Below are 23,218 nucleotides of genomic sequence, written 5' to 3'. Positions count from 1 at the left end.
CCAACTCCTCAATTCGAAGCGAGCGAGCAGATGGGTGAAACCCCTCACCGCTCGGCGCACGCCGGCACCGGCGGGACCCGCGTGACCTCCGGTCACGAGTGGCCCGCCGGTGCCTCGGCGCGTGTGGCCGAGACCTCAGGCAACCCTCGTAACCCGATCGGGAACGGACTGGGCGGCGGCGGTGGCCTGCCCAAGGCCCGGGCCTTCGGCGCCGAACGGGCCTTCCGCGGCCTCACCCTGGCCGCCGGCGCCGCCGTGCTGGTCATCATCGCGGCGATCGCGGTCTTCCTGATCGCCAAGGCCGTTCCGGCGTTGCAGGCGAACAGCGAGGACTTCTGGACCTTCGAGGGCTGGTTCCCGAACGACAACCCGGCCAAGTTCGGCATCGGCGCGCTCGCTTTCGGCACCGTGCTCTCCTCGGTGCTGGCGCTGCTCATCGCGGTGCCGGTGGCGCTGGGTATCGCCCTCTACCTCACGCACTACGCCCCGCGCCGGCTCGGCACCGGGCTCGGCTTCGTGATCGACCTGCTGGCCGCGGTGCCCAGCGTGGTGTTCGGCCTCTGGGGCCGCGACTACCTCGTCGGCCCGGTCACGGACCTGTCGGCCTGGCTGCACAAGTACTTCGGCTGGATCCCGATCTTCGGCGAGGGCCCGTACGGAAGCTCGATCCTGCTCGGCAGCCTGGTGCTGGCGATCATGGTGCTGCCGATCATCACCTCGCTCTCCCGTGAGGTGTTCCTGCAGACCCCGACCGCCAACGAGGAGGCCGCCCTCGCGCTGGGCGCCACCCGCTGGGAGATGCTCCGCACCGCCGTGCTGCCGTACGGCCGGCCCGGCATCATCGCCGCGGTGATGCTCGGCCTGGGCCGCGCCCTCGGCGAGACCATCGCGCTGGCGCTGACCCTCGGCTCCACCTACGCCATCTCGTTCAACGTCCTGCAGAGCGGTGGCAACTCGATCGCCGCGAACATTGCGAACCGGTTCGCCGAGGCGAACGACACCGGCCGGGGCGCGCTGATCGCCTCCGGCCTGGTGCTCTTCGCGATCACCCTGATCGTCAACATCACCGCCCGGGCGATCATCTACCGCCGCCGCGAGTTCACGGAGTCGGCCGCATGACAACGACTGTCAGCAACCACCGCCCGCGGCCGCCGGCGCAGCCGGCCACGCTGCGGGCCAAGCGGCTGCCGAGGTACGCCGCGCCCGCCATCGCCGTCGCGGCCCTGCTGGTCGCCGCCGGGGTCGTCTACGGCCTCGGCATCGGCGGCCCCGTCCTGGTGGTGGTCCTCGGCGCGCTCTTCTACCTGGCCGGGCTCTTCACCGCCGCGAACGCGGTCGAGGGGCGGCGGTCGGCCCGCAACCGCACCTGGAGCGCGCTGATCCACTCGGCCTTCGTGCTGGCGGTGCTGCCGCTGGCCTCGGTGGTCTGGACCCTGGTCAGTAAGGGCGTCGAGCGGCTCGACGGGAACTTCTTCAACACCTCGATGAACAACATCGGGGCCCGGGACCCGAACGGCGGCGCCTACCACGCCATCATCGGCACGCTGGAGCAGGTCGGGATCGCGACTCTGATCACCGTTCCGCTCGGGGTGCTCTGCGCGATCTACATCGTCGAGTACGGCCGGGGCAGGTTCGCCTTCGCCATCCGGTTCTTCGTCGACGTGATGACCGGCATCCCGTCGATCGTCACCGGCCTCTTCGTGCTGGCGTTCTGGGTGCTGATCGTCTCGCCGTGGTTCAACAACGGGCGGCCGGGATTCTCCGGCTTCGCCGCGGCGTTGGCCCTGAGCGTGCTGATGCTGCCGACCGTGGTGCGCTCCACCGAGGAGATGCTCCGCCTCGTCCCGGCGCCGCTGCGGGAGGGCGCGTACGCCCTCGGCGTGCCGAAGTGGAAGACCATCCTGCGGGTTGTTTTGCCGACCGCGCTGTCGGGCATTGTCACCGGCATCATGCTCGCCGTCGCGCGGGCCGCCGGTGAGACCGCCCCGGTGCTGCTCGTCGCCGGCGGCGGCGCGGCGATCAACTTCAACCCCTTCGAGAACAACCAGTCGTCGCTGGCTCTCTTCGTCTACCAGCAGGCCGGCGAGGCCTCGAAGTACTCGCCGGCACGGGCGTGGACCGCGGCGCTGACCCTGGTCGCCCTCGTACTCGTCCTGACCATCGCGGCGAAGTTGCTGGCCCGTCGCAACCGGCTCGGCCGATGAACCCCGGAGGTACCGCCACCATGGCCAAGCGCATCGAAGCCAACAACGTCACCGCGTACTACGGCGCCTTCAAGGCGATCGAGAACATCAACCTGACCGTCGAGCCGAAGACGGTGACGGCCCTGATCGGCCCCTCCGGCTGCGGCAAGTCCACCTTCCTGCGGTCCATCAACCGGATGCACGAGGTGCTCCCCGGCGCCCGGGTCGAGGGCAGCCTGACCATCGACAACCAGGACATCTACGACCGGGACGTGGACGTCACCGCGGTCCGCCGGATGATCGGCATGGTCTTCCAGCGGCCGAACCCGTTCCCCACCATGAGCATCTTCGAGAACGTGGTGGCCGGCCTGCGGCTCAACGGCGTCCGCCGGAAGTCGATCCTGGAGGAGGCGGCCGAGAGGGCGCTCCGCTCGGCGAACCTCTGGGACGAGGTCAAGGACCGGCTCGGCAAGCCGGGCGCCGGCCTCTCCGGCGGTCAGCAGCAGCGGCTCTGCATCGCCCGCACGATCGCGGTCGAGCCGCAGGTGGTGCTGATGGACGAGCCCTGTTCGGCGCTGGACCCGATCTCGACGCTGGCCATCGAGGACCTGATGTTCCAGCTCAAGGACAAGTTCACCATCGTCATCGTCACGCACAACATGCAGCAGGCCGCCCGGGTGTCGGACCGGACCGCCTTCTTCTCCATCGAGAAGACCGGCGACCCGGGCCGGCTGATCGAGTACGACAACACCCAGAAGATCTTCAGCAACCCGAGCGTGAAGAAGACCGAGGACTACATCACCGGCCGCTTCGGCTGAGCCGCTGGTTCCCGGTCCGCGAGGGGCGTCGGTTGCACTGACCGGCGCCCCTCGGTGTGTCAGGACAGGAGGAAGCGGGGCTCGCCGTCTTCGGGGAGGTCCAGGTGGGGGGTGACGGGGGTGGCGGCGTCGCGGGTGGCCGCCGTGCGGGCGACGCCGGCCAGGTCGCCGGCCGCGGCCACCTGGGCCAGGGTGACCAGCGTGGGGGGCAGCATGGTCAGCTCGCCGGCTTCCGCGCGGGCCAGGGCGTCCGCGGGGCGGATCCACATGGTGTGGTCGGCCTCGCCGGAGACGTCCCGGGTCCGCTGCCCCGCCGGCAGCAGGGCCAGGAAGAAGTACGTGTCGAAGCGGCGCGGCTCGAACTCCGGCGTGATCCACCGGCTCCACGGCAGCAGCAGGTCGGACCGCAGCGTCAGCCGCCGCCCGGCGAGCAGGTCGGCGAAACCCACCCGGCGCCCCTCCAGGTCCTGCCGGGCGGCCTCCCAGTCGTCACCGCTGACGTCGCCCACCACCGTCGCGCCGTCCGGGCCGGCCAGCAGCACCCCGGCCTCCTCGAAGACCTCCCGGGCGGCGGCGCAGACCACCGCCTGGGCGGCGTCCGGGGCCTGCCCGAGGCGGGTGGCCCACTCGGCCGGCTCGGGGCCCGCCCAGTCCAGGTGCGCCTGGGAGTCGGAGCGGTCCACCCCGCCACCGGGGAAGGCGTACATCCCGCCGAAGGTCATCGCGGCGACCCGGCGGATGACGTACACCTCGAAGTCGGCGCCGGCGGGGCGGAGCAGCAGCACGGTGGCCGCGACCCGGGGCGTCGCCGGGATGCCGCCCTCGGCGTGGAACCGGCGGGCGTGCTCCACCAGGGCGGGGGGTGCGGCGAAGCCGTCGATCGTCATCCCGCGAGCCTAGTTCCCGACCGGTGGATCTTCCTCCCGGTGCCCGGGAGGACCGGGATAGCGTGCCGGCATGACGCGTTGGGGAATCCTGGCCACCGGACACATCGCCGGCCGCTTCGCCGAGGACCTGCGGCTGGTGCCGGGCGCCGAACTGGTCGCGGTCGGCTCGCGTACGCCGGAGAGCGCCGAACTGTTCGCGGCCCGGCACGGCGCCCCCCGGGCGTACGGCTCCTGGACGGAACTGGCCGCGGACCCGGACCTGGACGTGATCTATGTGGCCACCCCGCACGCCGCCCACCATGAGGCGACCATGACCTGCCTCGCCGCCGGCCGGGCGGTGCTGGTGGAGAAGCCCTGCACGCTCGACCTGGCGACCAGCACTGAGCTGGTGGAGACCGCCCGGGCCCGCGGGGTCTTCCTGATGGAGGCCATGTGGATGCGGGCCAACCCGCTCATCCTCCGCGTGGTGGAGCTGATCGCGGACGGGGCGATCGGCGAGGTGACCAGCGTGCGGGCGGACTTCGGGGCGGCCGGGCCGTTCCCGCCCGAGCACCGCATGCGGGCCCGGACGCTGGGCGGCGGGGCGCTGCTCGACCTCGGCGTGTACCCGCTGAGCCTGGCGCACCTGCTGCTCGGGGTGCCGCAGCACGTGCGGGCCTGGGCGAAGATCACCCCGGAGGGCGTGGACGCGAACACCGGCATCGTCCTCGGCTGGGACTCCGGCGCGGTGGCGACGCTGAGCTGCGGCATGGTCGGCGCGACGGCGATCACCGCGTCGATCACCGGCACCACCGGCCGGATCGACCTGCCCGAGCCGTTCTACCGACCCGGCTCGGCGGTGCTGCACCGCCTCGGGGCCGAACCGGAGACCATCCCGGCCGACCTGACCGGCGGCGGCTACCAGCACGAGGCCGCCGAGGTGCAGCGCTGCCTGGCCGCCGGGCTGACCGAGAGCCCGCTGGTCCCGCACGTCGCGACGCTGGAGGTGATGGCGCTGCTGGACGACATCCGGGAGCGGATCGGGGTCGACTACGCCTGAGGGGCCCCCTGCCGTGGCAGGAGGCCCCTCGAACGGACGGTCGGTGTCAGAAGAGCGGCCGGACCACCAGGTAGGCGAGGCAGGCGATCGCCGCGGCGGCCGGGAACGTGATGATCCAGGCGATCACGATGTTGCCGGCGACGTTCCAGCGGACCGCGGAGATGCGCTTGGTCGCGCCCACACCCATGATCGCCGAGGTGATCGTGTGGGTGGTGGAGATCGGTGCCTTCAGCACCAGGGCGTTGAAGTAGAGCACCGCGCTGGCCACCGTCTCGGCGGCGAAGCCCTCCGGCGGGCCCAGGTCGATGATCTTGCGGCCGAGGGTGCGGATGATCCGCCACCCACCGGAGTACGTGCCGAGCGCCAGCATGGTCGCCGAGGTCCAGAAGACCCAGCCGGGGATGTGCGTCTTGTCGTCCTGGAAGTTGCCGGTGTAGAGGGCCAGGACGATGATGCCCATGGTCTTCGCGGCGTCCTGCATGCCGTGGCCGACCGACATGGCCGCCGCCGAGACGGTCTGCGCCCAGCGGAAGCCCCGGTTCAGCTTGCCCGGCTGCCCCTTCCGGAACAGCCAGAGGATGGCCAGCATCAGCAGGTAGCCCAGGGTCAGGCCGACGAGCGGCGACAGCACCATCGGCAGGATGACCTTCTCGCCGATGTTGCCCCACTGCACCACCCCGCCGGTGGCGAGCAGGGTCGCCCCGACCAGGCCGCCGAAGAGGGCGTGCGAGGACGACGAGGGCAGGCCGAAGTACCAGGTGATCAAATTCCAGGCGATCGCCCCGAGCACCCCGGCGAAGACCACCCCGAGACTGCCCACCCCGGTCGGGAGCGTGACCAGGCCGTCGCCGACGGTCTTGGCCACACCGGCGCCGAAGTGCGCGCCGACGAAGTTGCCGACCGCGGCCAGCAGCAGGGCGATCCGGGGGGTCAGCGCCCGGGTCGAGACGCTGGTGGCGATGGCGTTCGCCGCGTCATGGAAGCCGTTCGTGTAGTCGAACGCCATGGCGGCCACGATCACCGCCAGCACGGCGATGAGTTCGGGACTCACAGGATCAGGACTCCTTGACCGTGATGGTCTCGACGGTGTTCGCCACGTGCTCGAAGGCGTCGCAGGCGGCCTCCAGCTCGTCGGCGACCTCCTTCATCTTCAGCACGGTGAGGGCGTCGTACTCGCCGGAGAAGAGCCGGACCAGCAGCATCCGGTACGCCTGGTCGCCGTCGTTCTCGAGGCGGTTGCACTCGATCCAGTAGTCCTCGAGGTTCTTCATCGACTTCAGTCGGGGCATCGCCTCGGCGGTCAGCTTGGCCTGCTGGTCGAGGACGTTCACCAGCTCGTGCAGCTCGCGCGGCAGCGCGGGGAGCTTGGTGAGGCCATACAGGTAGAGCAGGTTGCCGACGGCCTCCAGGTGGTCCATCACGTCGTCGAGCAGCGAGCCCAGACGGTAGATGTCCTCCCGGTCGAACGGGGTGATGAAGGTAGAGTTGATCTTCTTGTACAGCTCGTGGGTGATCTGGTCGCTGTCGTGCTCAACCTCGGTGAGCCGCTCGCTCACCGACTGGATGTCGACGTCGGGCAGGCCCAGCTCGTTGAGCAGCTCGGTGCCCTTCACCAAATTGTGCGCGGCCCTGGTGAAAAGCTCGTAGAAGGCGCCCTCGGTGGGACGGAAGGAAAACTTCACAGCACGGACCTCGTCGTGTCGGTGGAAGGGTGGCCGCCGCCCCGAGGGGCGTCCGCTCTGGGCATGCTAGGTACACCGCGGAACCGGGCATTCGCCGGCCCACCCCTGGTCAGGCCCGATTCACCGGTCGTTCACCCGCCGTTCACCTTCAGCCTCTCGTCCCCACTCCGCAACCGCTGGCGTTCCCGCGCCACGTCGAAACCGGCAGCCGGATACCCCAGATCAAGTCCGTCGAACGTCTCCCGAAGCAGGTGGGCGACCGCCCAGTCCCGGTACCACTTGCGGTCCGCCGGCACCACGAACCACGGCGCGGCGTCCGCGTCGCACCGGGCCAGGGCCTCGGCGTACGCGGCCTGGTAGTCGTCCCAGCGGGCCCGCGAGTCGAGATCGCTCGGGTTGTACTTCCAGTACCTGCGCGGATCCGTCAGCCGTTCCATCAGCCGCTCGCCCTGTTCGGCGTACGAGATGTGCAGCATCACCTTGACCAGGGTCACCGCGCCGTCGGCCAACTCCCGCTCGAAGGCGTTGATCTCGTCGTACCGGGCGCGCCAGGTGGTTTCGTCGACGAGCGCGCCGACCCGCGCGATCAGCACGTCCTCGTAGTGCGAGCGGTTGAAGATCCCGACGTAGCCGGGCGGCGGCAGGGCCCGGCGGATCCGCCACAGGAAGTCGTGTCCCAGCTCCTCCTCGGTGGGCGGCCCGAACGAGCGAATGTGCAGGCCGAGCGGGTTCATCGCGCCGGCCACCCGCTTGATCGTGCCGTCCTTGCCGCCGCAGTCCATCGCCTGGAGCACCAGCAGCACCCGACGCGGCCGGTCGCCGTCCAGGTGGGCGCCGGCCGCCGTCGGAGCGCTGGTCGGCGCCTCCGGGCCGGCCGCGCCCTTCGCGGCCGCGTACAGCATCTCCTGCTGCCGGCCCAGGTCGGCGCCGAGCAGGTCGACCTGCTCGCGGGCCCACTCCTTGCGCTGCTTCCCGCTGCCCGCCGCCGGCGGCAGCCCCGGCGTGGAGCGCGGGTCGATCGCCCCCAGGTCCACCGCGCCACCCTCGGGCCGCACCCGCAGCAACTCCCGCATCGTCCCGCCGTGCGGCGGCACGACCTCGGCCCCATCGACTCCACTCATCCCCCGATCCTCACCCACCCCACCCACCCCCGCCTCCCGACGCCCCTCCCGCCCCCCGACTATGCCCATTTCGCCCTTTCTACGTCTTTTATGGGAGGCCACCACTCCCTGACCGCCCTCGGCCGTCACGTTTGGGGTCGGTGGGACGTGCCGGGGAAGGGGAGAATGTGTCAGTGGGGAGGGATGTCGTGGTGGGAGATCTTGCGGCGGAGTTCGAGGCGGAGCGGGGGCACCTGACGGCGGTGGCCCACCGGATGCTGGGCAGCCGGAGCGAGGCCGAGGACGCGGTCCAGGAGACCTGGCTGCGCTACGCGGGCACTCTCGCCGACCCGGCGGCCCGGGCGCAGATCCGGGAGCTGAGGGCCTGGCTGACCACCACCTGCTCGCGGATCTGCCTGGACGTGCTCCGCTCGGCCCGGGTCCGCAGGGAGACCTATCCCGGCCAGTGGCTGCCCGAACCCGTGGTGACCGCCGTACCGGCCACGGACGGCTTCGCCCCGGACCCGGCCGAGCGGGCGGTCCGCACCGACCAGCTCGGCACCGCGCTGCTGGTGGTGCTGGAGCGGCTCGCGCCGGAGCAGCGGGTGGCCTTCGTCCTGCACGACGTCTTCGCGGTGCCGTTCGCCACCATCGCCGAGGTGCTCGGCACCACTCCCGCCGCCGCCCGGCAGCTCGCCTCCCGGGCCCGCCGCGCGGTCACCGGCCCGGACGTCCCCCGGCACACCGCCGACCTGGCCGAGCAGCAGCGGGTGCTCGCCGCGTTCGCCACGGCGGTGGAGTCCGGCGAGCTGGACCGGCTGGTCGAGGTGCTCGCCCCGGACGTGGTCATGGTCGGCGACAGCGGCGGGCACTTCCCGGCGGCCCGCCGGCCGGTGGTGGGCGCCGAGGCGGTGGCCCGCTTCATCCTCGGCCTCTTCGGCCAGGCCGCCCGGTTCGCCGGCCCGCTGCTGGCCCGGCCGGTGCTGGTCGACGGCGCCCTCGGCTGGCAGATGGAGACCGTCTACCGGGACGGCCGCACGCTGCGCCTGGTCATGGCGTACGCGGTGCACGAGGGGCGGATCACCGGTGTCTTCAACCAGCTCAACCCGGAGAAGCTGCCTGAGCTGGCGCAGTTCGGCCCGGACGACGTCTGGCCGCCGCGCTGGTGAACCCGGCTCAGACCACCAGGGCCAGCCACTTCCGGTACGACGTGGCGAACGGCTCGGTGCCGTCACCGAGCGCGCCGAAGAGCCAACGGGCCGCCGCCTCGGCCTCGGCGACCACGTCGTCGGGGTAGCCGAAGCGCTCCCGGTGCTCGGCGAACTCGTCCTCGTCGCGCAGCTCCACCAGGCCGGTCGCCCGGCGACGCACCACGTCCAGGTCGAGGTCGATCAGGTGGACAGTGTCGTCGCCCTCCCAGCGGGCCGGCGTGGCGATGTCGCAGTAGACCTCGCTGGTCCGCGGCGGCGGGTTGAACATGCCGGTCCACCAGCCGTGGTGCGGCACCAGCAGGACGAAGGGGATCTGCTCGACCGAGGGTCGTCCGTGGTAGACCGACTCGGTGCCGGCCGGCACGCCGAGCCAGACGCCGAGGTCGTCCTCGGCGAGCCGGCGGGCCGGGTAGTCGCGGTGGGCGCTGCCGTCGTACTTGCGGTAGATCACGCGGACCACGTCGCTCGGCATGACTGGCACCCTAACCGATTCCGGCCACGCGACGCGATCGGCAGGTAACCGGACGCGACCCGCGGGAACGCGTACCGCGACGACGCCACGCGGCGGATCGACGCGCCCGGTGTCGGCCGCGGCGGGTACCGTCGCACGGTGACTCCGCCCCGCACCGCCACCGGTCCCGCCGCGTCCCGGAAGGGCCGGGGCACCCGGCCGAGCGGGGCCGACCTGCTCACCGCGGCGGTCGGCGCGGTGCCCGGCGGGGCCGCCCGCCCGGGCCAGCAGCAGATGGCCGAGGCGATCGAGCGGAGCATCGCCTCCGCCGAGCACCTGCTCGTCCAGGCCGGCACCGGCACCGGCAAGTCGCTGGCCTACCTCGCCCCGGCGCTGACCGTTGACGGCCCGGTGGTGGTCTCCACCGCCACCCTGGCGTTGCAGTCCCAACTGGTCGACCACGACCTGCCCCGGCTCGCCGACGCGGTGGAGCCGCTGCTCCGCCGGCGGCCCACCTTCGCCGTGCTCAAGGGCCGGCACCACTACCTCTGCCTGGCCCGCCTGGACAACTCCACAGAGGACGAGCCGGAGGACACCCTCTTCGACGCGCCGGCGGCCCGCCCCGGTGGCGGGACGAAGTGGCTGGGCGAGGCGGGTCGGCTGGGCAAGCAGATCCAGCGACTGCGCGACTGGGCCGACGAGACCGCCACCGGCGACCGGGACGAGCTGGACCCGGGCGTCGACGACCAGGCCTGGCGGCTGGTGTCTATGCCGGCCCGGGAGTGCGTCGGCGCGACCCGCTGCCCGTTCGGTCAGGAGTGCTTCGCCGAGGCGTCCCGGGCCCGGGCCCGGGAGGCGGACATCGTGGTCACCAACCACAGCCTGCTCGCCGTCGACATGCTCGCCGGCCGGCACATCGTGCCGCCGCACAAGCTGCTCATCGTGGACGAGGCGCACGAGCTGGCCGACCGGGTCTCCTCGGCCGCCCAGGCCGAGCTGGTCCCGGAGCTGGTCGACCGGTCCACCCGCCGGGCCCGGCCACTGCTGCGCCCGGAGGTCGCCGAGCGGCTCACCGAGGCCGGTGACGCCCTCGCCGTCGGGCTCGCCGAGGTGCCCGCCGGGCGGCTCACCGGCGGGCTGCCGGGGCCGCTGCGCGAGGCGTGCACGCTGCTCGACGCGGCGACCCGGGCGGCGCTGGAGGCGATCGGCGAGGTCAAGGCCGACGACCCGGACCCGGTCCGCAAGCAGCAGGCGAAGGCGGTGCTGGACGAGCTCTCCACCACCGCCCAGCGGCTGCTGGAGGAGGCGGACCACGACGTGGCCTGGGTGGAGAAGCCCGACAACGGCAGCCGCCGGGCGCTGGTGGTCGCCCCGCTCTCGGTCGCCGGCACCCTCGCCACCCACCTGTACGACGAGCGCACGGTGGTCGCCACCTCGGCGACCCTGGCGCTGGGCGGCCGGTTCGACACGGTGGCCCGGGCGCTCGGGCTCGACGCGCCGCCGCCCGCCCCGCCGACCCCGGCCGCCGCCGCCCTCGCCGCCAGCACGGCGCGCGGGGACGTCGCCACACCCGCGCCGGTCGCCGCCGCTCCCGGCAGCCGGGCCGCCACCGGCACCGTGCCGGCCACCGAGGGGCCCGGCTGGCGGTCGCTCGACGTCGGCTCCCCGTTCGACTACGCGCGGCAGGGCATCCTCTACGTCGCCGCGCACCTGCCCCGCCCCAGCGTCTCCGGGCTGCCCGAGGCGGCCGGCGAGGAGCTGCTGGCGCTGGTCGGGGCACTCGGTGGGCGTACCCTCGGGCTCTTCTCCTCGCGACGGGCCGCGCAGCAGGCCGCGGAGCTGCTCCGCGCGCGGACCGATCTGCCCGTGCTGCTCCAGGGCGAGGAGGCGCTGCCGCTGCTGGTCCGCCGGTTCCGGCAGGAGCGGTCGAGCTGCCTGTTCGGGGTGATGTCGCTCTGGCAGGGGGTGGACGTGCCGGGGGACTCCTGCCAGCTCGTGGTGATCGACCGGCTGCCCTTCCCACGCCCGGACGAGCCGCTCGCGGCGGCCCGGGCCGCGGCGGTGGACGCGGGCGGCGGCTCCGGTTTCGCCGCGGTCAGCGTGCCGATCGCGGCGGTCCGGCTCGCCCAGGGCGTGGGGCGGCTGATCCGGGCCACCGGGGACCGGGGCGTCGTCGCGGTGCTCGACTCCCGGCTGGAGACCGCCCGCGGCTACGGCCCGTTCCTGCGGCGTTCGCTGCCGCCGTTCTGGTACACCACCCGGCCGGACGTGGCCCGGGGCGCCCTGGAACGGCTCGGGAAGAGCTGACGGAACGGGCGGACCCGATCAATCAGTTCGGGACAACGTCAGGGCGCCTGCGAGGCGACCACCACCGCGTCCGGCGGGGTGTCCGGCACGGTCCGGGCGGCGAGCCGGCGGACGGCCGTGTTGAGCACCGCGATCAGCGGCACCGCGACCAGGGCCCCGGTGATCCCGGCGAGGACGACACCGGCGGCGATCCCGATGATCACGGCGAGCGGGTGGATGGCCACCGCGCGCCCCATGATCAGCGGCTGGAGCACGTGCCCCTCCAACTGCTGCACGCCGATCACCACACCGAGGATGATCAGCGCCTTGATCGGCCCGCTGTCGACCAACGCCACCAGCACCGCCACACCGCCGGAGAGGGCCGCCCCGACGATCGGGATGAACGCCCCCAGGAAGACCAGCGCGGCCAGTGGGAAGGCGAACGGGATGTCGAAGATGACCAGGAAGATGCCGATGCCGACCGCGTCGATGAAGGCGACCAGGACGGTGGCCCGGACATACGCGCCCAGCGTCGACCAGGACGCCCGCCCGGCGTCGTCGACCTTCCAGCGGGCGGCCACCGGGAGCAGCCGGACCAGGAACCGCCAGATCTTGTTGCCGTCCCGGAGGAAGAAGAAGGTGGCGAAGAGCACCAGGATGGTGCCGGTCAGCACCTCGGCCAGGGTCGCCGTGGCGGAGAGGGCGCTGCTGGTGAACGTATTGGTGTTGCCGTTGACCCAGCGCTGCGCCTCGTCGATGTACCTGTTGAGCTGGCTGTCCGACAGGTGCAGCGGCCCGGTCTTCAACCAGTCCTGGATCTGCCGGACGCCCTGGGACGACTTGTCGGTCAGGTCCGGTACGCCCTGGATGAACTCGTTCACCACCAGGGTCAGCGTGCCGATCACCGCGGCCAGGCCGCCGACGAGCACCACCCCGGTCGCCAGCGACCGGGGGAAGCGGGCCCTGAGCAGCCAGCCGACGGCCGGGGCGAGCAGCGCCGAGAGGAGCAGCGCGACCGCCAGCGGGATGATCACGATCCGGATGGTGCCGACGATCCTGAGCAGCCCCCAGGTGACGAGCCCGATCACGATCAGGCGCCACGACCAGGCGGCCGCGATCCGCAGCGCGTGCGGCACGTCGGCGTCGTCCCGGCTGGAGGTGGAGTTGTGCATCGCGGCCGGCGGTTCCGCGCCCACCACCGTCGCCGCGGGCGGCGCTTCCGGACCCGGAGAGGCCGGCGAGGCCACGCCCGGGTCGTCGGGCTCGTCCGCCGGGTCGACACGGCGCACGCGCACCGACTCGCGTCCCGACTCGTACGCGTGACGGAGCCGTCCGCGTACCCGCTCGAAGCGGCTCAAGCGCACCTCCTGCAAAGCTGGTCCGCCCACGACACAGGGGGGGACAGGATACGTCCGTACGCCCACCCTAGGGCGGATCCGCCACACATTGCCCCCGCTCGACTCCGCTCAACCACCGCACGACCGACCCCGGCGCACGCGGTAGCGTCTCTCGCGTGACCGCCGACCAGAACCTCGACTCCGGCCTGCCGATCCGCCTGCTGCACGACCGCGTGCTGGTGCGCATGGAGGGCAGTGAGGGTGAGCGCCGCTCCACCGCGGGCATCGTGATCCCGGCGACCGCGGCGGTGGGCAAGCGCCTGGCCTGGGCCACCGCGGTGGGGGTGGGCCCGCACGTGCGCTCGATCGTCTCCGGCGACCGGGTGCTCTTCGACCCCGACGAGCGGTCCGAGGTCGAGCTGCACGGCCGCGGGTACGTCCTGCTCCGCGAGCGTGACGTGCACGCCGTCGCCGCCGAACGGGTGGAGAAGGAGCCCACCGGCTCGACCGGCCTCTACCTTTGACGTGCTCTCCGCCCTGAAGGGCGGAGCACTGGCCCGTATCCGGGTAGCCGGCCCGCCTCGCCCCGGGGGTGCCGTTTGCGCTGCTTCCCGACGGGAAGCCAGGCACCTCCAGCGCCCTGGGGAGGGACGATGCCGGTATTTCTGAAGAAGCTGCTGCTGTGGGGCTTCGTCGCCTTCCTGATCTACTTCATGGCGTTCCGGCCGGACGGCGCGGCCCAGATGTTCAAGGGGATCGGGGCGGCACTGATGGCGATCGCGCAGGGCCTCGGTGACTTCCTCACCGGCATGATGACCTGACCCAGGGTCAGGCGCCGGGGGGCCAGGGTGCCGCCGGGCGGGGGCCGTACCAGCCGGGCGGGCCGTAGGCAGCGGGATGGGCCGGGGGCGGCGGTGGCGTGAGCACCACCGGGATCGGCACCACCGGCTCGTCCGGCGCCGGCACCGCCCGCTGCGAGCCGTCCGGGAACCGCAGGTGGTAGCGCTGTCCGTCCCAGACCCCGACCGGCGTCTGCGGATCCCGCCCCACGAAGAACGACCGGTACGCCGCGATCGCCTCCAGCAGCTCCCGTTCCTCCCGGGCCGTCCTTTCCCGGTCGGCCTGCTTGCGGTCCAGTCCCCGACGCATCCCGTCCCGCAGCAGCGCCAGCCGGGTCGCCGCGAACTGGTAACCGCGCATCGCCTTCACCCCGCCGTCGCCGGCGATCCGGCGGGCCCAGGTGCGGGCCGCGTGCCGCCGGCCCAGGCTGCCCAGCGCCGCCACCTCGGGCGGGGTGAGCCAGCCGGCCCGCACGTAGTCCGGCAGGGTCCGCTCGGTGAGCCGCCCCTCCCAGGCCCGCAGCCAGATCGCCAGCCCCACCATGCCGAAGAAGATCGGCACCATCACGCCGATGTAGCCGTACAGGGCGATCAGCGGCTGACCGGTGGCCACGGCCAGCGAGGGCAGCAGGTTCCAGGTGCCGTGCAGCATCATCGCCAGCAGCAGGCCGGCGATCGGGGCGAGCACGCGGACCCGCCGGTCGGCCGTCCGCGCGGCGATGCCCAGGCCCACCCCGGTCATCGAGGTGAACAGCGGGTGGGCGAAGCCGAAGATCAGGATCCGGACGATGAAGATGGCGATCACCTGCTGGGCGCCGGTGGCCGGGCCGTACTCCTCGACGCCCACCCGGTAGCCGTAGCCGCCCAGGTAGAGGATGTTCTCCACCATGGCGAAGCCGACCGCGGAGAGGCCGCAGTAGACCAGCGCGTCGGTGACCCCGGAGAACTCCCGCCGGCGGAAAATCAGCAGCAGGATCGGCCCGGCCGCCTTGGTCAGCTCCTCGATGAACGGGGCGACCAGCACCGCGACCAGCGCCGAGGGCAGCCCCCAGCCCTTGAACAGCCACGCGGCGCCCTCGTTGACGTTCAGCGAGATCGCCGTGGAGACGAACGCGCCCCAGGCGAAGCAGAAGATCAGGTACTTGAGCGGCTCCGGTTCGTAGCGGTCCAGCCAGAGGAAGCAGGAGACCAGCACCGGCACCGGCAGGACCGCCGCGATCACGCCGACCAGCAGCGCCTGGGCGCCCAGGCTCTCGCCGAGGGTGAAGACCATGAAGACCGCCCCGGCGGCGATCAGCAGGACGACTCCGGCGAGCACCAGGAACCGCCGCCAGCCGAGCCGGCGCAGCGGCATCCGGGGAGTCACCGACCCCGGCGGCGGGGCGGCGGGCGCGGTCGGCGGCGGCGGGGCTCCGCCGGGCGGGGTATCGGCCATGCGGTCAGCGTAGTCACCCGCGACCCTCTGGTCCGGCCGCATTGCGGCCGCTATGCTGCCGGGCAGGTCACGAGCGCCAGCGTCAAGCCCCGGCTTGCTGGCCGGCAACCCTCGTCGAGTTCGCGGTGGGGTGCCCCGGGTGATGACCGGGCCCAGCCCGAACGGCGTGCTGGGCAAGCGCGGACCCCGTCCCGGTGCCCACACCCCGGGGTCCCCCTGGACCCCGGAGGTTCTGCCATGACCGTCACCCTCGTACCCTCGCTGCCCGCACTGCCCGCGCTGCCGGGCCGGCGGGCGGACGCCGACCCGCTCGGCGTGCTCGGCGTACCGGGGCAGATCAACCTCGACCACGCGGCCAGCGCGCCGTGCGCGCGAGCCGCGGCCGACGCGGTGGCCGAGCTGCTTCCCTGGTACGCGAGCGTGCACCGCGGCGCCGGCGCGCTGTCGCGACGATGCACGCTGGCCTACGAGCGGGCGCGGCAGACCGTCGGCGACTTCCTCGGCGCCCGCGCCGACGACCACGTGATCTTCACCCGGAACACCACCGACGCGGTCAACCTGCTGGCCCGGGCGTTGCCCCCCGGCACCACCGTGGTCACCTTCGCCGGGGAGCACCACGCCAACCTGCTGCCGTGGCCGCGCGGCTCGGTCCGGCTGCCGGTGCCGGAGAGCCCCGCCGGGGCGGTCCGGGCGCTGGACGCCGCCCTCGGCGAGCTGCGCCGGGTGAGCGCGGGGAACGGGCCGACCCCGCGGCCCGGAGCGCCGGCGGCCGCCGGGGCCCGGTCCGGCCCGCCGGTGCTGGTCGCGGTGACCGGGGCGAGCAACGTGACGGGTGAGCGCTGGCCGGTGGCCGAGCTGGCCCGGGTCGCCCACCGGCACTCCGCCCGGATCCTGGTGGACGCGGCTCAGCTCGCCCCGCACGCGCCGGTCGACCTGGCCGCGCTGGACGTGGACTACCTGGCGCTCTCCGGCCACAAGCTGTACGCGCCGTTCGGCGCCGGGGTGCTCGTCGGGCGGTCGGACTGGCTGGACGCCGCCCCGCCGTACCTGGCCGGGGGCGGCGCCACCGGTCACGTCGGCGCGGCCACCCACGACATACGGTGGGCCACCGGCCCGGCCCGGCACGAGGCGGGCACCCCCAACCTGCTCGGCGCGGTCGCCCTCGCCGCGGTCTGCGCCGCGCTCGCCGGTGCCGACCGGGACGCGCTGCACGCCCGGGAGCAGCGGCTGCTGGCCCGGCTGCGGGCCGGGCTCGCCGCCCTGCCGCACGTCGTGGAGCTGCGCACCTTCGCGCCCGAGGCGCCCCGGGTGGGCATCGTCTCCTTCGTGGTGGCCGGGCGGGACTCCGCCGAGGTCGCCGCCCACCTGGCCACCGCGCACCAGATCGGGGTCCGGGACGGGCTCTTCTGCGCCCACCCGCTGGCCCGGCGGCTGCTCACCGAGGCGGCGGCGCGCAGCGGCCGGCGCGACCTGCCGCCCACCGCGCTGCGGGCCAGCATCGGCCTTGGCAGCACCGACGCGGAGGTGGACCGGCTGGTCGCCGCCCTGGCCGCGCTGCGCTGACCGGGCCGGTCACCCGAGCGGAGGTGCCGTCGGCGGTTTCGGCGCGGTGTCCTCCTCGGGCTGGACGCCCGGCGGCTGTTCCTTCTCGCCGCCGAACGCCTCCCGGACGAGCCGGTTCGCCTCGTCCTGCTCGATGCCGGAGGCGACCATCAGGTCGCTGGCGGTGGTACGTACCTGGGCGATCACCACGCTGCCGGAGAAGCCCACCCCCTGCGCGTACGCCCGGCCGGCCTCGCTCACCGCGCGCAGCGAGCACTCGCGGGCCTTCTGCGGCTCCTCGCCGACGGCGAACTCGTGCTTGAGCATGCGGACCGACTCGGCCAGGTGGGCGACCGCGTCCGGCATCGGCTCCGGGATCGGCTCCTCGTCCTCGATCATGGTGACCGAGCGGCGGATCAGGGTGCCGCTGTTGCGCATCGCCCGGTCGATCGGGTCCGCCGCCTCGGCGTAGTGGGTCAGCTCGTCGCGGCGGTGCCAGCGGACCGGGGAGAGCGTGGCGGTCTCCTTGGCCCCCTCGATCGCCTCGGTGAACGTCGCCAGCTCGTCCTTGTTCTCCCGGAGCCGTTCCAGGGCGCGCTGGACGCTCTGCCGATCCCGGTTGCGCAACGCCTCGGCGGTGACGTCCAGCTGCCCGGAGAACAGGTCCAGCGCCGGCCGGGCGGCCCGGTTGATCACCCGGAGCGGGTTGAGCGGCAGCAGGATCGCGGTCACCAGCAACGCGATGCCACCGCCGATGAACGCGTCGACGAAGCGCGGTATCTCCAGGTTCTGGGTGGACGGGCTGAGCGTCACGATCAGCACCGCGGTGGCGGCGGCCTGGATCACGACGGCCACGCTCGCGCCGAAGAAGATGGTCAGCAGGATCGCGGCGGTCACCACCAGCCCCAACTGCCAACCACCGGCGCCGAGCAGATAGACCAGGAAGTCGCCGAGGGCCACCCCGACCACCACCCCGATGATCAGCTCGACGGTCCGGCGCAGCCGCTGGCCGACCGACGCGGCCAGCGTGCCGACCGCCGAGATCGGCGCGAAGACCGGCTGCGGGTTGCCGAGGACCTGGTGGGAGATGATCCAGGCCAGCGCGGCGGCCAGCCCGGCCTGGACGGCCAGGCCCATCGCCATCCGGACCCGGTGCAGCCGGTCGTGCAGGGTGGCCTTGCTCCGGTTCCTGAGTTGCTCCGTCGCCTCGGCGATCCGCGCCGCGTCGACGTCGACCATCCCTTCCTTCAATGCGGCACGACGCAGGAACGGAGGTCGTCGATCCCGGGCCACGGCCATGGCGGGGACTACCCGCGTCACACCCGGTGAATCCTCGCCGTGCGGCAGACTGCACCGGGTGGGAGAGCTGATCGAGCGGTGGCGCGCCGCCGTCCGGGGCGCCGGGGCGACCGACCCGGCCGGGGTGGACCGGGCCGGGGAGCGGCTGCTGGCCGGCTGGCGGGAGCCGCACCGGCACTACCACACCGCCGACCACCTGACCGCCGTGCTCGACGTGGTCGACGGCCACGCGGCGCTCACCGGCCGTCCCGACCTGGTCCGGCTGGCCGCCTGGTGCCACGACGCGGTCTACGACCCGCGAGCCGGCGGCGACGCCAACGAACGGGCCAGCGCGGCCCTCGCGGGAGAACTCCTCGCCGAAGCCGGGCTGCCGGCCGACGCGGTGGCCGAGGTCCGCCGGCTGGTGCTGCTCACCGCCGGGCACGCGGTGGCCGCCGACGACCCCGACGGCGCCCTGCTCTGCGACGCCGACCTGGCGGTGCTGGCCAGCCCACCACCGGTGTACGACCGCTACGCCGCCGCCGTCCGCCGCGAGTACGCCCACGTCCCCGACCCCGACTTCCGCGCCGGCCGGACGAGGGTCCTGGAAGCCCTCCTCGCCCTCCCCGCCCTCTACCGCCTCCCCGCCCTGCACGCCCGCTGGGAACCCCCCGCCCGCGCCAACCTCACCCGCGAACTCAAAACCCTCCGTTGACCCTCCCCCGTCCCCTCCCCGCCCCCGTCCCCTCCCCGTCTCGGCGATCCTGCAGTTGAGGTTCGGGCGAAACGGGCGGATCAGCCCAGATCCGGGGCCGGAAGTGCGAGATCGCGGGAGTGGCGGGGCGGACGCGGGCGGGTGAGGTGCTTGGGGCGGCGGAGGCCGGCGTCGCGGAGGAGGCGGACCAGGTCGCGGCTGGGCACGACCTGGGCGCCGAGCCAGACGGCCATCGGGAAGCGCTCGGCGGGGATGTCGTAGTGGTCCCGGTCGAAGCCGCGGCGGGGCGCGCCGAGCGCCTCGGCGAAGGCGTGCAGCTCGGCGTAGGAGACGTCGCTGATCAGGTGCGACCAGAGCCGGCCCCGCCAGGGCACGGTCGGCCGGTCCAGATACAGCATGGCGGCCAATGTAGCGCGCCGGACGCCCGGTTGATGATCACCTGGCGACGGCCTAGCCTTCGCCGCATGGCCGGTTCCCCCCTCCTCGACGACCTGCGGGCCGCGCTCGGCGACGCCGCCGTCCTGACCGACCCGGACCTGCTCCGGATGCACGAGCGGGACGAGGCCGACCTCTGCGCCGCCGGCACGCCGCTCGTGGTCACCCGGCCGCGCAGCACCGAGGAGGTCGTCGCGGTGGTCCGGGCGGCCGCCCGGCACGGCGTACCGGTGGTGCCGCAGGGGGCCCGGACCGGGCTGGCCGGCGCGGCGAACGCGGTCGACGGCGCGGTGGTGCTGAGCACCGTCGCGATGGACCGGATCCTGGAGATCGACCCGGTGAGCCGGATCGCCGTGGTGCAGCCCGGCGTGGTCAACGCGGCGCTGGCCGGGGCGGTACGCGAGCACGGCCTCTGGTACCCGCCCGACCCCGGCTCCTGGGAGTCGTCCACCATCGGCGGCAACGTCGCCACCAACGCCGGCGGCATGTGCTGCGTCAAGTACGGGGTGACCACCGAGTACGTGCTCGGCCTGACGGTGGTGCTGGCCACCGGCGAGGTGCTGCGCACCGGCCGGCGTACCGCCAAGGGGGTCGCCGGGTACGACCTGACCCGGCTCTTCGTCGGCTCCGAGGGCACCCTCGGGGTGATCACCGAGATCACCGTCTCGCTGCGGCCCGCACCGGCGGAGTCGTTGACCCTGGTCGCGGTCTTCGGATCGACCGCGGCGGCCGGGACGGCGGTGGCCGGGATCGCCGAGCGGGGGCTGAGCCCGAGCCTGCTGGAACTGCTGGACCGGGTCCACCTGGCGGCCATCGAGGCGTACCGGCCGATGGGGTTGCGTACCGACGCGCAGGCGCTGCTGCTGGCCGCCGTGGACACCGGTTCCCGGGCCGCCGAGGACCTGGCCAGGATCGCCGAGGTGTGCGAGGCGGCCGGTGCCGACGAGGTCTACGCGGCCACCGACGCGGCGGAGGCGGCGGCCCTGCTCCAGGCCCGCCGGCTGGCCCACCCGGCGATGGAGAAGTTCGCCGCGGGTGCCTTCCCCGGCGGCAACGGCGGGCTGGTGATCGACGACGTGGCGGTGCCGCGCGGCTCACTCGCGGCGCTGCTGGACGGGGTGGCCCGGATCGCCGCGGAGTGCGCCGTGCCGATCGGCGTGGTCGGGCACGCGGGCGACGGCAACATGCACCCGAACATCGTGGTCGACCGGGCCGACCCGGCCAGCGTCGAGCGCGGCCGGCGGGCCTTCGACGAGATCATGCGGCTGGGGCTGGAGCTGGGCGGCACCTGCACCGGGGAGCACGGCGTGGGGCTGCTCAAGCGGGACTGGCTGGCCCGGGAGATCGGCCCGGTCGGGGTCCGGGTGCACCAGGCGATCAAGGCGGCGCTGGACCCGGACGGCCTCTTCAACCCCGGCAAGATGCTCTGACCCGGCCCACCCGCCCGGCCGGTGGCACCGTCGACACCCCGGTCAGCCGCGGACCTCGGCCGGCGTGGCCTGGGTGAGCAGCAGCAGGATCTCGCCGGCGACCGGCGGCCGGTCCTCGCCCGGGCAGTCCTGCGAGGTGATGGCCAGGCCCGGCGGGATGAGCAGCGTGGAGGCCAGCGCGTCGATGCAGCCGAGCTTGTACTGGCGGGCCTCGTCGGTCTCCTTCGCCAGGCCGGGGTCGGCCAGCATCTTCTGCAACCGCTGCACCTGGTCCGGGGCGAGCGCGCCCGTGGAGTTCACCCCGTCGCCGGCGCAGTCCTGACACTGCCACCTTCCGTCCGGCGCCACCTCGAGCGACCGGACCGGGCCGTCCGCGCCGAGCTTCTGGACCAGGGAGACCCGGCGCGGCCCGGTGGGGGCCGACGCACCCTCTCCCGAGGGGGATGTCCCGCGCGGTGGAGCGGTGGACCCCTCGGCCCGGTCGAAGACCGAGCAACCGGTCAGGGCGATCCCCAGCAGGACGCCGGCCGAAAGGACGATGAGACGCGACCATGAAGGGCGAACCACGCAGGGCAACCTACCCCACCGTAGGTTGCGCCGGTACCCGCCGACCGGCCGGGCGGCGAGCGCCGACCGGTGCCCGGCCGGATCGGCTACCGAGGGGACGAGGGAAGTTCGACGACGTCGCCGTCGACACCCCGGTCCGCCGCGAACCCCCGGACGTCCGGCGCGCCGAGCCGGGCCGCGTCCGCCGCCACGTCGTCCGGCATCAGCTGCGACTGGCGCTCCGCCTCCACCCGCGCCCGGTAGTGCGCCACCTCGCGGGCCCGGGTCGCCTCGTCCCAGCCGAGCACCGCGCCCATCAGCTCCGCGGCGTGCTCGGCGGAGTCCAGGCCGCGGTGGCTGGTCTCGAAGGAGATCCGGGTACGCCGGGTCAGCACGTCCTCCAGGTGCAGCGCCCCCTCCGCCCGGGCCGCGTACGTCACCTCGGCGGCCAGGTACTCCGGCGCGCCGGCGAGCGGGGAGCCCTGCAACGGGTCCGCGTCGATCAGGGCCAGCAGGTCGCGGGTGAGCGTGCCGTACCGCTCGAGCAGGTGCTCGACCACCCCGACGGGCAACCCGTGCCGGCGGGCCAGGTCGGCCCGGTCCCGCCACGTCGCCGCGTACCCGTCGGCGCCGAGCAGCGGCAGGTCGGCCGTGCGGGACGGACGGGTCCAGCCCAACCGGTGCACCGCCCGGTCGACCACGTCCGACGCCATCACCCGGTACGTCGTGTACTTACCGCCGGCGACCAGCAGCAGCCCCAGCATCGGCTCCACCACCGCGTGCTCCCGGGAGAGCTTGGAGGTGGAGTCCGCCTCGCCGGCCAGCAGCGGGCGCAGTCCGGCGTACACACCCTCGATGTCGGCGGTGGTCAACGGCCGGTCGAGCACCGTGTTGACCTGTTCCAGCAGGTAGTCGATGTCCTTGGCGGTGGCCGCCGGGTGGGACCGGTCCAGCCGCCAGTCGGTGTCGGTGGTGCCGATGATCCAGTGGCCACCCCACGGGATGACGAAGAGCACGCTGGTGGCGGTGCGCAGGATCAGCCCGGTCTCGCCGGTGATCGCCGAGCGGGGCACCACCAGGTGCACGCCCTTGGAGGCCCGGACCCGCACCCCGGGGCGCAGCCCGACGTCGTTGAGCATCCGGGACATGTCGTCGCTCCACACGCCGGTGGCGGCGATGACCGTGCGGGCGCGTACCTCGAACTCGGCGTCGGGTGAGCCGGCGGGCACCTCCAGGTCGCGGACCCGGACCCCGGTGACCTCGCGGGCCTGGCGGATCAGGCCGACCGCCCGCGCGCTGGTCACCACCGTCGCGCCCAGGCTGGCCGCGGTCCGCGCCAGCGTCACCACCAGCCGGGCGTCGTCGACCTGCCCGTCGTAGTAGCGGATCGCCCCGGCCAGGGCGTCGGTGCGGAGGCTGGGGAAGATCCGGCGGGCGCCCTCGCGGGTCAGGTGCCGGTGCAGCGGCATGCCGCGCCCGCCGCCGAAGACGCCGGCGAACGCGTCGTACGCGGCCACGCCGGCCCCGTAGTAGGACCGCCGGAAGAGGCGCCCGGGCAGGTCGCGCAGCCCCCGCCCGGCGGGGAGCGGGACCAGGATCGGCACCGGGCGCACCAGGTGCGGCGCGAGCCGGGTGGCGAGCAGCCCCCGCTCGGTCAGCGCCTCGTGGACCAGGTGGAACTCGAGCTGCTCCAGGTAGCGCAGGCCGCCGTGGATGAGCTTGCTGGACCGGCTGGAGGTGCCGGCGGCGTAGTCCCGCGCCTCCACCAGCGCCACCTTGAGACCGCGGGAGGCGGCGTCGAGCGCGGCGCCCGCGCCGGTCACCCCGCCGCCGATGACCAGCACGTCGAACCGCTCGGCGCGGAGCCGGCGCAGGTCGTCGGCGCGGCGGGTGACGGAGAGCTGGCCGGCCGCGGATCGGGACACGTTGGGGTCTCGCACCCGTCCACGGTAACCGTCCCGGCGGTCCCGCGGCATGCGCGGGCCGCACCGTACGGTGATCGGC

21 protein-coding genes, 1 pseudogene and 1 riboswitch are annotated in these 23,218 nt (G+C 73.7%); of the genes and pseudogenes, 11 read left to right on the top strand and 11 right to left on the bottom strand.

Annotation, left to right across the window (positions count from 1 at the left end; translation table 11 throughout):
• Window positions 1-30 precede the first annotated feature (30 nt).
• From pstC to pstB, 3 genes are read left to right on the top strand one after another with little or no spacing between them, the layout of a single operon-like run.
• Entirely contained in the window at window positions 31-1,119 is a 1,089-nt protein-coding gene (gene pstC / locus GA0070613_RS11500) for a phosphate ABC transporter permease subunit PstC (protein WP_089012280.1), read from the top strand.
• A complete protein-coding gene (pstA, locus tag GA0070613_RS11495) occupies window positions 1,116-2,204 on the top strand; it encodes a phosphate ABC transporter permease PstA (protein ID WP_089012279.1) in 1,089 nt (362 codons plus the stop codon). Before pstC ends, pstA begins: the two co-directional genes overlap by 4 nt.
• A 20-nt stretch (window positions 2,205-2,224) precedes the next feature.
• Window positions 2,225-3,001, top strand: coding sequence for a phosphate ABC transporter ATP-binding protein PstB (gene pstB, locus GA0070613_RS11490; protein WP_089012278.1), 777 nt, complete (start codon window positions 2,225-2,227; stop codon window positions 2,999-3,001).
• A gap of 59 nt (window positions 3,002-3,060) precedes the next feature.
• Here pstB and GA0070613_RS11485 read toward each other — a convergent pair whose 3' ends face one another.
• Window positions 3,061-3,888: an NUDIX hydrolase gene (locus tag GA0070613_RS11485; RefSeq protein WP_089012277.1), complete on the bottom strand. Its 828-nt coding sequence runs from the start codon at window positions 3,886-3,888 to the stop codon at window positions 3,061-3,063.
• 70 nt (window positions 3,889-3,958) lie between these two features.
• Between GA0070613_RS11485 and GA0070613_RS11480 the strand changes: the two genes are divergently transcribed.
• On the top strand, window positions 3,959-4,927 hold the full coding sequence (locus GA0070613_RS11480) for a Gfo/Idh/MocA family protein (RefSeq protein ID WP_089012276.1): 969 nt from the start codon (window positions 3,959-3,961) through the stop codon (window positions 4,925-4,927).
• Between the two features lie 46 nt (window positions 4,928-4,973).
• Here GA0070613_RS11480 and GA0070613_RS11475 read toward each other — a convergent pair whose 3' ends face one another.
• The 3 genes from GA0070613_RS11475 to GA0070613_RS11465 all read right to left on the bottom strand — a co-directional run bounded on the left by GA0070613_RS11475 (window position 4,974) and on the right by GA0070613_RS11465 (window position 7,730).
• Complete coding sequence (locus GA0070613_RS11475) at window positions 4,974-5,978, bottom strand: inorganic phosphate transporter (RefSeq protein ID WP_089012275.1); 1,005 nt, start codon at window positions 5,976-5,978, stop codon at window positions 4,974-4,976.
• A gap of 4 nt (window positions 5,979-5,982) precedes the next feature.
• Window positions 5,983-6,609, bottom strand: a complete 627-nt coding sequence (locus tag GA0070613_RS11470) for a DUF47 domain-containing protein (RefSeq protein ID WP_089012274.1) — start codon at window positions 6,607-6,609, stop codon at window positions 5,983-5,985.
• 131 nt (window positions 6,610-6,740) lie between these two features.
• Entirely contained in the window at window positions 6,741-7,730 is a 990-nt protein-coding gene (locus GA0070613_RS11465; RefSeq protein WP_089012273.1) for a PPK2 family polyphosphate kinase, read from the bottom strand.
• A 191-nt stretch (window positions 7,731-7,921) separates the two neighbouring features.
• On the opposite strand from GA0070613_RS11465, the gene sigJ reads away from it, so the two are divergent.
• The gene (gene sigJ, locus GA0070613_RS11460; RefSeq protein ID WP_089012272.1) at window positions 7,922-8,878 is read left to right on the top strand and encodes an RNA polymerase sigma factor SigJ; all 957 of its coding nucleotides are present in this window, start codon (window positions 7,922-7,924) and stop codon (window positions 8,876-8,878) included.
• A gap of 7 nt (window positions 8,879-8,885) precedes the next feature.
• Here the strand turns inward: sigJ and GA0070613_RS11455 are convergent, their stop codons facing one another.
• Window positions 8,886-9,392 carry a DUF402 domain-containing protein gene (locus tag GA0070613_RS11455; protein WP_089012271.1) on the bottom strand — a complete coding sequence of 169 codons (507 nt, stop codon included), beginning with the start codon at window positions 9,390-9,392 and terminating at the stop codon, window positions 8,886-8,888.
• Window positions 9,393-9,503: 111 nt separating this feature from the next.
• Between GA0070613_RS11455 and GA0070613_RS11450 the strand changes: the two are divergent.
• A pseudogene (locus GA0070613_RS11450) lies at window positions 9,504-11,678 on the top strand (ATP-dependent DNA helicase); the annotation flags it as partial.
• A gap of 38 nt (window positions 11,679-11,716) precedes the next feature.
• On the opposite strand, the gene GA0070613_RS11445 reads toward GA0070613_RS11450, so the two are convergent.
• The gene (locus GA0070613_RS11445) at window positions 11,717-13,081 is read right to left on the bottom strand and encodes an AI-2E family transporter (RefSeq protein WP_331716726.1); all 1,365 of its coding nucleotides are present in this window, start codon (window positions 13,079-13,081) and stop codon (window positions 11,717-11,719) included.
• Between the two features lie 89 nt (window positions 13,082-13,170).
• On the opposite strand from GA0070613_RS11445, the gene GA0070613_RS11440 reads away from it, so the two are divergent.
• Window positions 13,171-13,518, top strand: coding sequence for a GroES family chaperonin (locus GA0070613_RS11440; protein WP_089012268.1), 348 nt, complete (start codon window positions 13,171-13,173; stop codon window positions 13,516-13,518).
• A 129-nt stretch (window positions 13,519-13,647) separates the two neighbouring features.
• Window positions 13,648-13,815: a hypothetical protein gene (locus GA0070613_RS32730; protein ID WP_172875794.1), complete on the top strand. Its 168-nt coding sequence runs from the start codon at window positions 13,648-13,650 to the stop codon at window positions 13,813-13,815.
• A 7-nt stretch (window positions 13,816-13,822) separates the two neighbouring features.
• Here GA0070613_RS32730 and GA0070613_RS11435 read toward each other — a convergent pair whose 3' ends face one another.
• Window positions 13,823-15,310, bottom strand: coding sequence for a PrsW family intramembrane metalloprotease (locus GA0070613_RS11435; RefSeq protein WP_089012267.1), 1,488 nt, complete (start codon window positions 15,308-15,310; stop codon window positions 13,823-13,825).
• Window positions 15,311-15,333: 23 nt separating this feature from the next.
• Window positions 15,334-15,454, top strand: a riboswitch (SAM riboswitch).
• Window positions 15,455-15,505: 51 nt separating this feature from the next.
• Between GA0070613_RS11435 and GA0070613_RS11430 the strand changes: the two genes are divergently transcribed.
• Complete coding sequence (locus GA0070613_RS11430; RefSeq protein WP_089012266.1) at window positions 15,506-16,831, top strand: aminotransferase class V-fold PLP-dependent enzyme; 1,326 nt, start codon at window positions 15,506-15,508, stop codon at window positions 16,829-16,831.
• A 9-nt stretch (window positions 16,832-16,840) separates the two neighbouring features.
• Here GA0070613_RS11430 and GA0070613_RS11425 read toward each other — a convergent pair whose 3' ends face one another.
• A complete protein-coding gene (locus GA0070613_RS11425; RefSeq protein ID WP_231929753.1) occupies window positions 16,841-18,049 on the bottom strand; it encodes an FUSC family protein in 1,209 nt (402 codons plus the stop codon).
• Between the two features lie 118 nt (window positions 18,050-18,167).
• Between GA0070613_RS11425 and GA0070613_RS11420 the strand changes: the two genes are divergently transcribed.
• A complete protein-coding gene (locus tag GA0070613_RS11420; protein ID WP_089012264.1) occupies window positions 18,168-18,803 on the top strand; it encodes an HD domain-containing protein in 636 nt (211 codons plus the stop codon).
• An 80-nt stretch (window positions 18,804-18,883) separates the two neighbouring features.
• Here the strand turns inward: GA0070613_RS11420 and GA0070613_RS11415 are convergent, their stop codons facing one another.
• Window positions 18,884-19,201 (bottom strand): DUF4031 domain-containing protein, encoded by a 318-nt coding sequence (locus GA0070613_RS11415; RefSeq protein ID WP_089015899.1) that lies wholly within the window; start codon window positions 19,199-19,201, stop codon window positions 18,884-18,886.
• A gap of 66 nt (window positions 19,202-19,267) precedes the next feature.
• Between GA0070613_RS11415 and GA0070613_RS11410 the strand changes: the two genes are divergently transcribed.
• Window positions 19,268-20,668 (top strand): FAD-binding oxidoreductase, encoded by a 1,401-nt coding sequence (locus GA0070613_RS11410; protein WP_089012263.1) that lies wholly within the window; start codon window positions 19,268-19,270, stop codon window positions 20,666-20,668.
• A 42-nt stretch (window positions 20,669-20,710) separates the two neighbouring features.
• On the opposite strand, the gene GA0070613_RS11405 is transcribed toward GA0070613_RS11410, so the two are convergent.
• Window positions 20,711-21,235 (bottom strand): hypothetical protein, encoded by a 525-nt coding sequence (locus tag GA0070613_RS11405; RefSeq protein ID WP_089012262.1) that lies wholly within the window; start codon window positions 21,233-21,235, stop codon window positions 20,711-20,713.
• A gap of 86 nt (window positions 21,236-21,321) precedes the next feature.
• Entirely contained in the window at window positions 21,322-23,139 is a 1,818-nt protein-coding gene (locus GA0070613_RS11400; protein WP_089015898.1) for a glycerol-3-phosphate dehydrogenase/oxidase, read from the bottom strand.
• Window positions 23,140-23,218: the final 79 nt, after the last annotated feature.

This window comes from Micromonospora inositola, assembly GCF_900090285.1.
Classification (GTDB): Bacteria; Actinomycetota; Actinomycetes; order Mycobacteriales; family Micromonosporaceae; genus Micromonospora; species Micromonospora inositola.
Note: the sequence above shows the minus strand (reverse complement) of the source record. Positions and strands in the feature narration are given on the sequence as shown.

What these genes read in the sequence shown, in the direction of transcription:
- pstC (WP_089012280.1), top strand. Translation starts at nt 31, where the DNA reads ATGGGTGAAACCCCTCACCGCTCGGCGCACGCCGGCACCGGCGGGACC.
- pstA (WP_089012279.1), top strand. Translation starts at nt 1,116, where the DNA reads ATGACAACGACTGTCAGCAACCACCGCCCGCGGCCGCCGGCGCAGCCG.
- pstB (WP_089012278.1), top strand. Translation starts at nt 2,225, where the DNA reads ATGGCCAAGCGCATCGAAGCCAACAACGTCACCGCGTACTACGGCGCC.
- GA0070613_RS11485 (WP_089012277.1), bottom strand. Translation starts at nt 3,888, where the DNA reads ATGACGATCGACGGCTTCGCCGCACCCCCCGCCCTGGTGGAGCACGCC.
- GA0070613_RS11480 (WP_089012276.1), top strand. Translation starts at nt 3,959, where the DNA reads ATGACGCGTTGGGGAATCCTGGCCACCGGACACATCGCCGGCCGCTTC.
- GA0070613_RS11465 (WP_089012273.1), bottom strand. Translation starts at nt 7,730, where the DNA reads ATGAGTGGAGTCGATGGGGCCGAGGTCGTGCCGCCGCACGGCGGGACG.
- GA0070613_RS11455 (WP_089012271.1), bottom strand. Translation starts at nt 9,392, where the DNA reads ATGCCGAGCGACGTGGTCCGCGTGATCTACCGCAAGTACGACGGCAGC.
- GA0070613_RS32730 (WP_172875794.1), top strand. Translation starts at nt 13,648, where the DNA reads ATGCCGGTATTTCTGAAGAAGCTGCTGCTGTGGGGCTTCGTCGCCTTC.
- GA0070613_RS11435 (WP_089012267.1), bottom strand. Translation starts at nt 15,310, where the DNA reads ATGCGGCCGGACCAGAGGGTCGCGGGTGACTACGCTGACCGCATGGCC.
- GA0070613_RS11430 (WP_089012266.1), top strand. Translation starts at nt 15,506, where the DNA reads ATGACCGTCACCCTCGTACCCTCGCTGCCCGCACTGCCCGCGCTGCCG.
- GA0070613_RS11425 (WP_231929753.1), bottom strand. Translation starts at nt 18,049, where the DNA reads ATGGTCGACGTCGACGCGGCGCGGATCGCCGAGGCGACGGAGCAACTC.
- GA0070613_RS11415 (WP_089015899.1), bottom strand. Translation starts at nt 19,201, where the DNA reads ATGCTGTATCTGGACCGGCCGACCGTGCCCTGGCGGGGCCGGCTCTGG.
- GA0070613_RS11410 (WP_089012263.1), top strand. Translation starts at nt 19,268, where the DNA reads ATGGCCGGTTCCCCCCTCCTCGACGACCTGCGGGCCGCGCTCGGCGAC.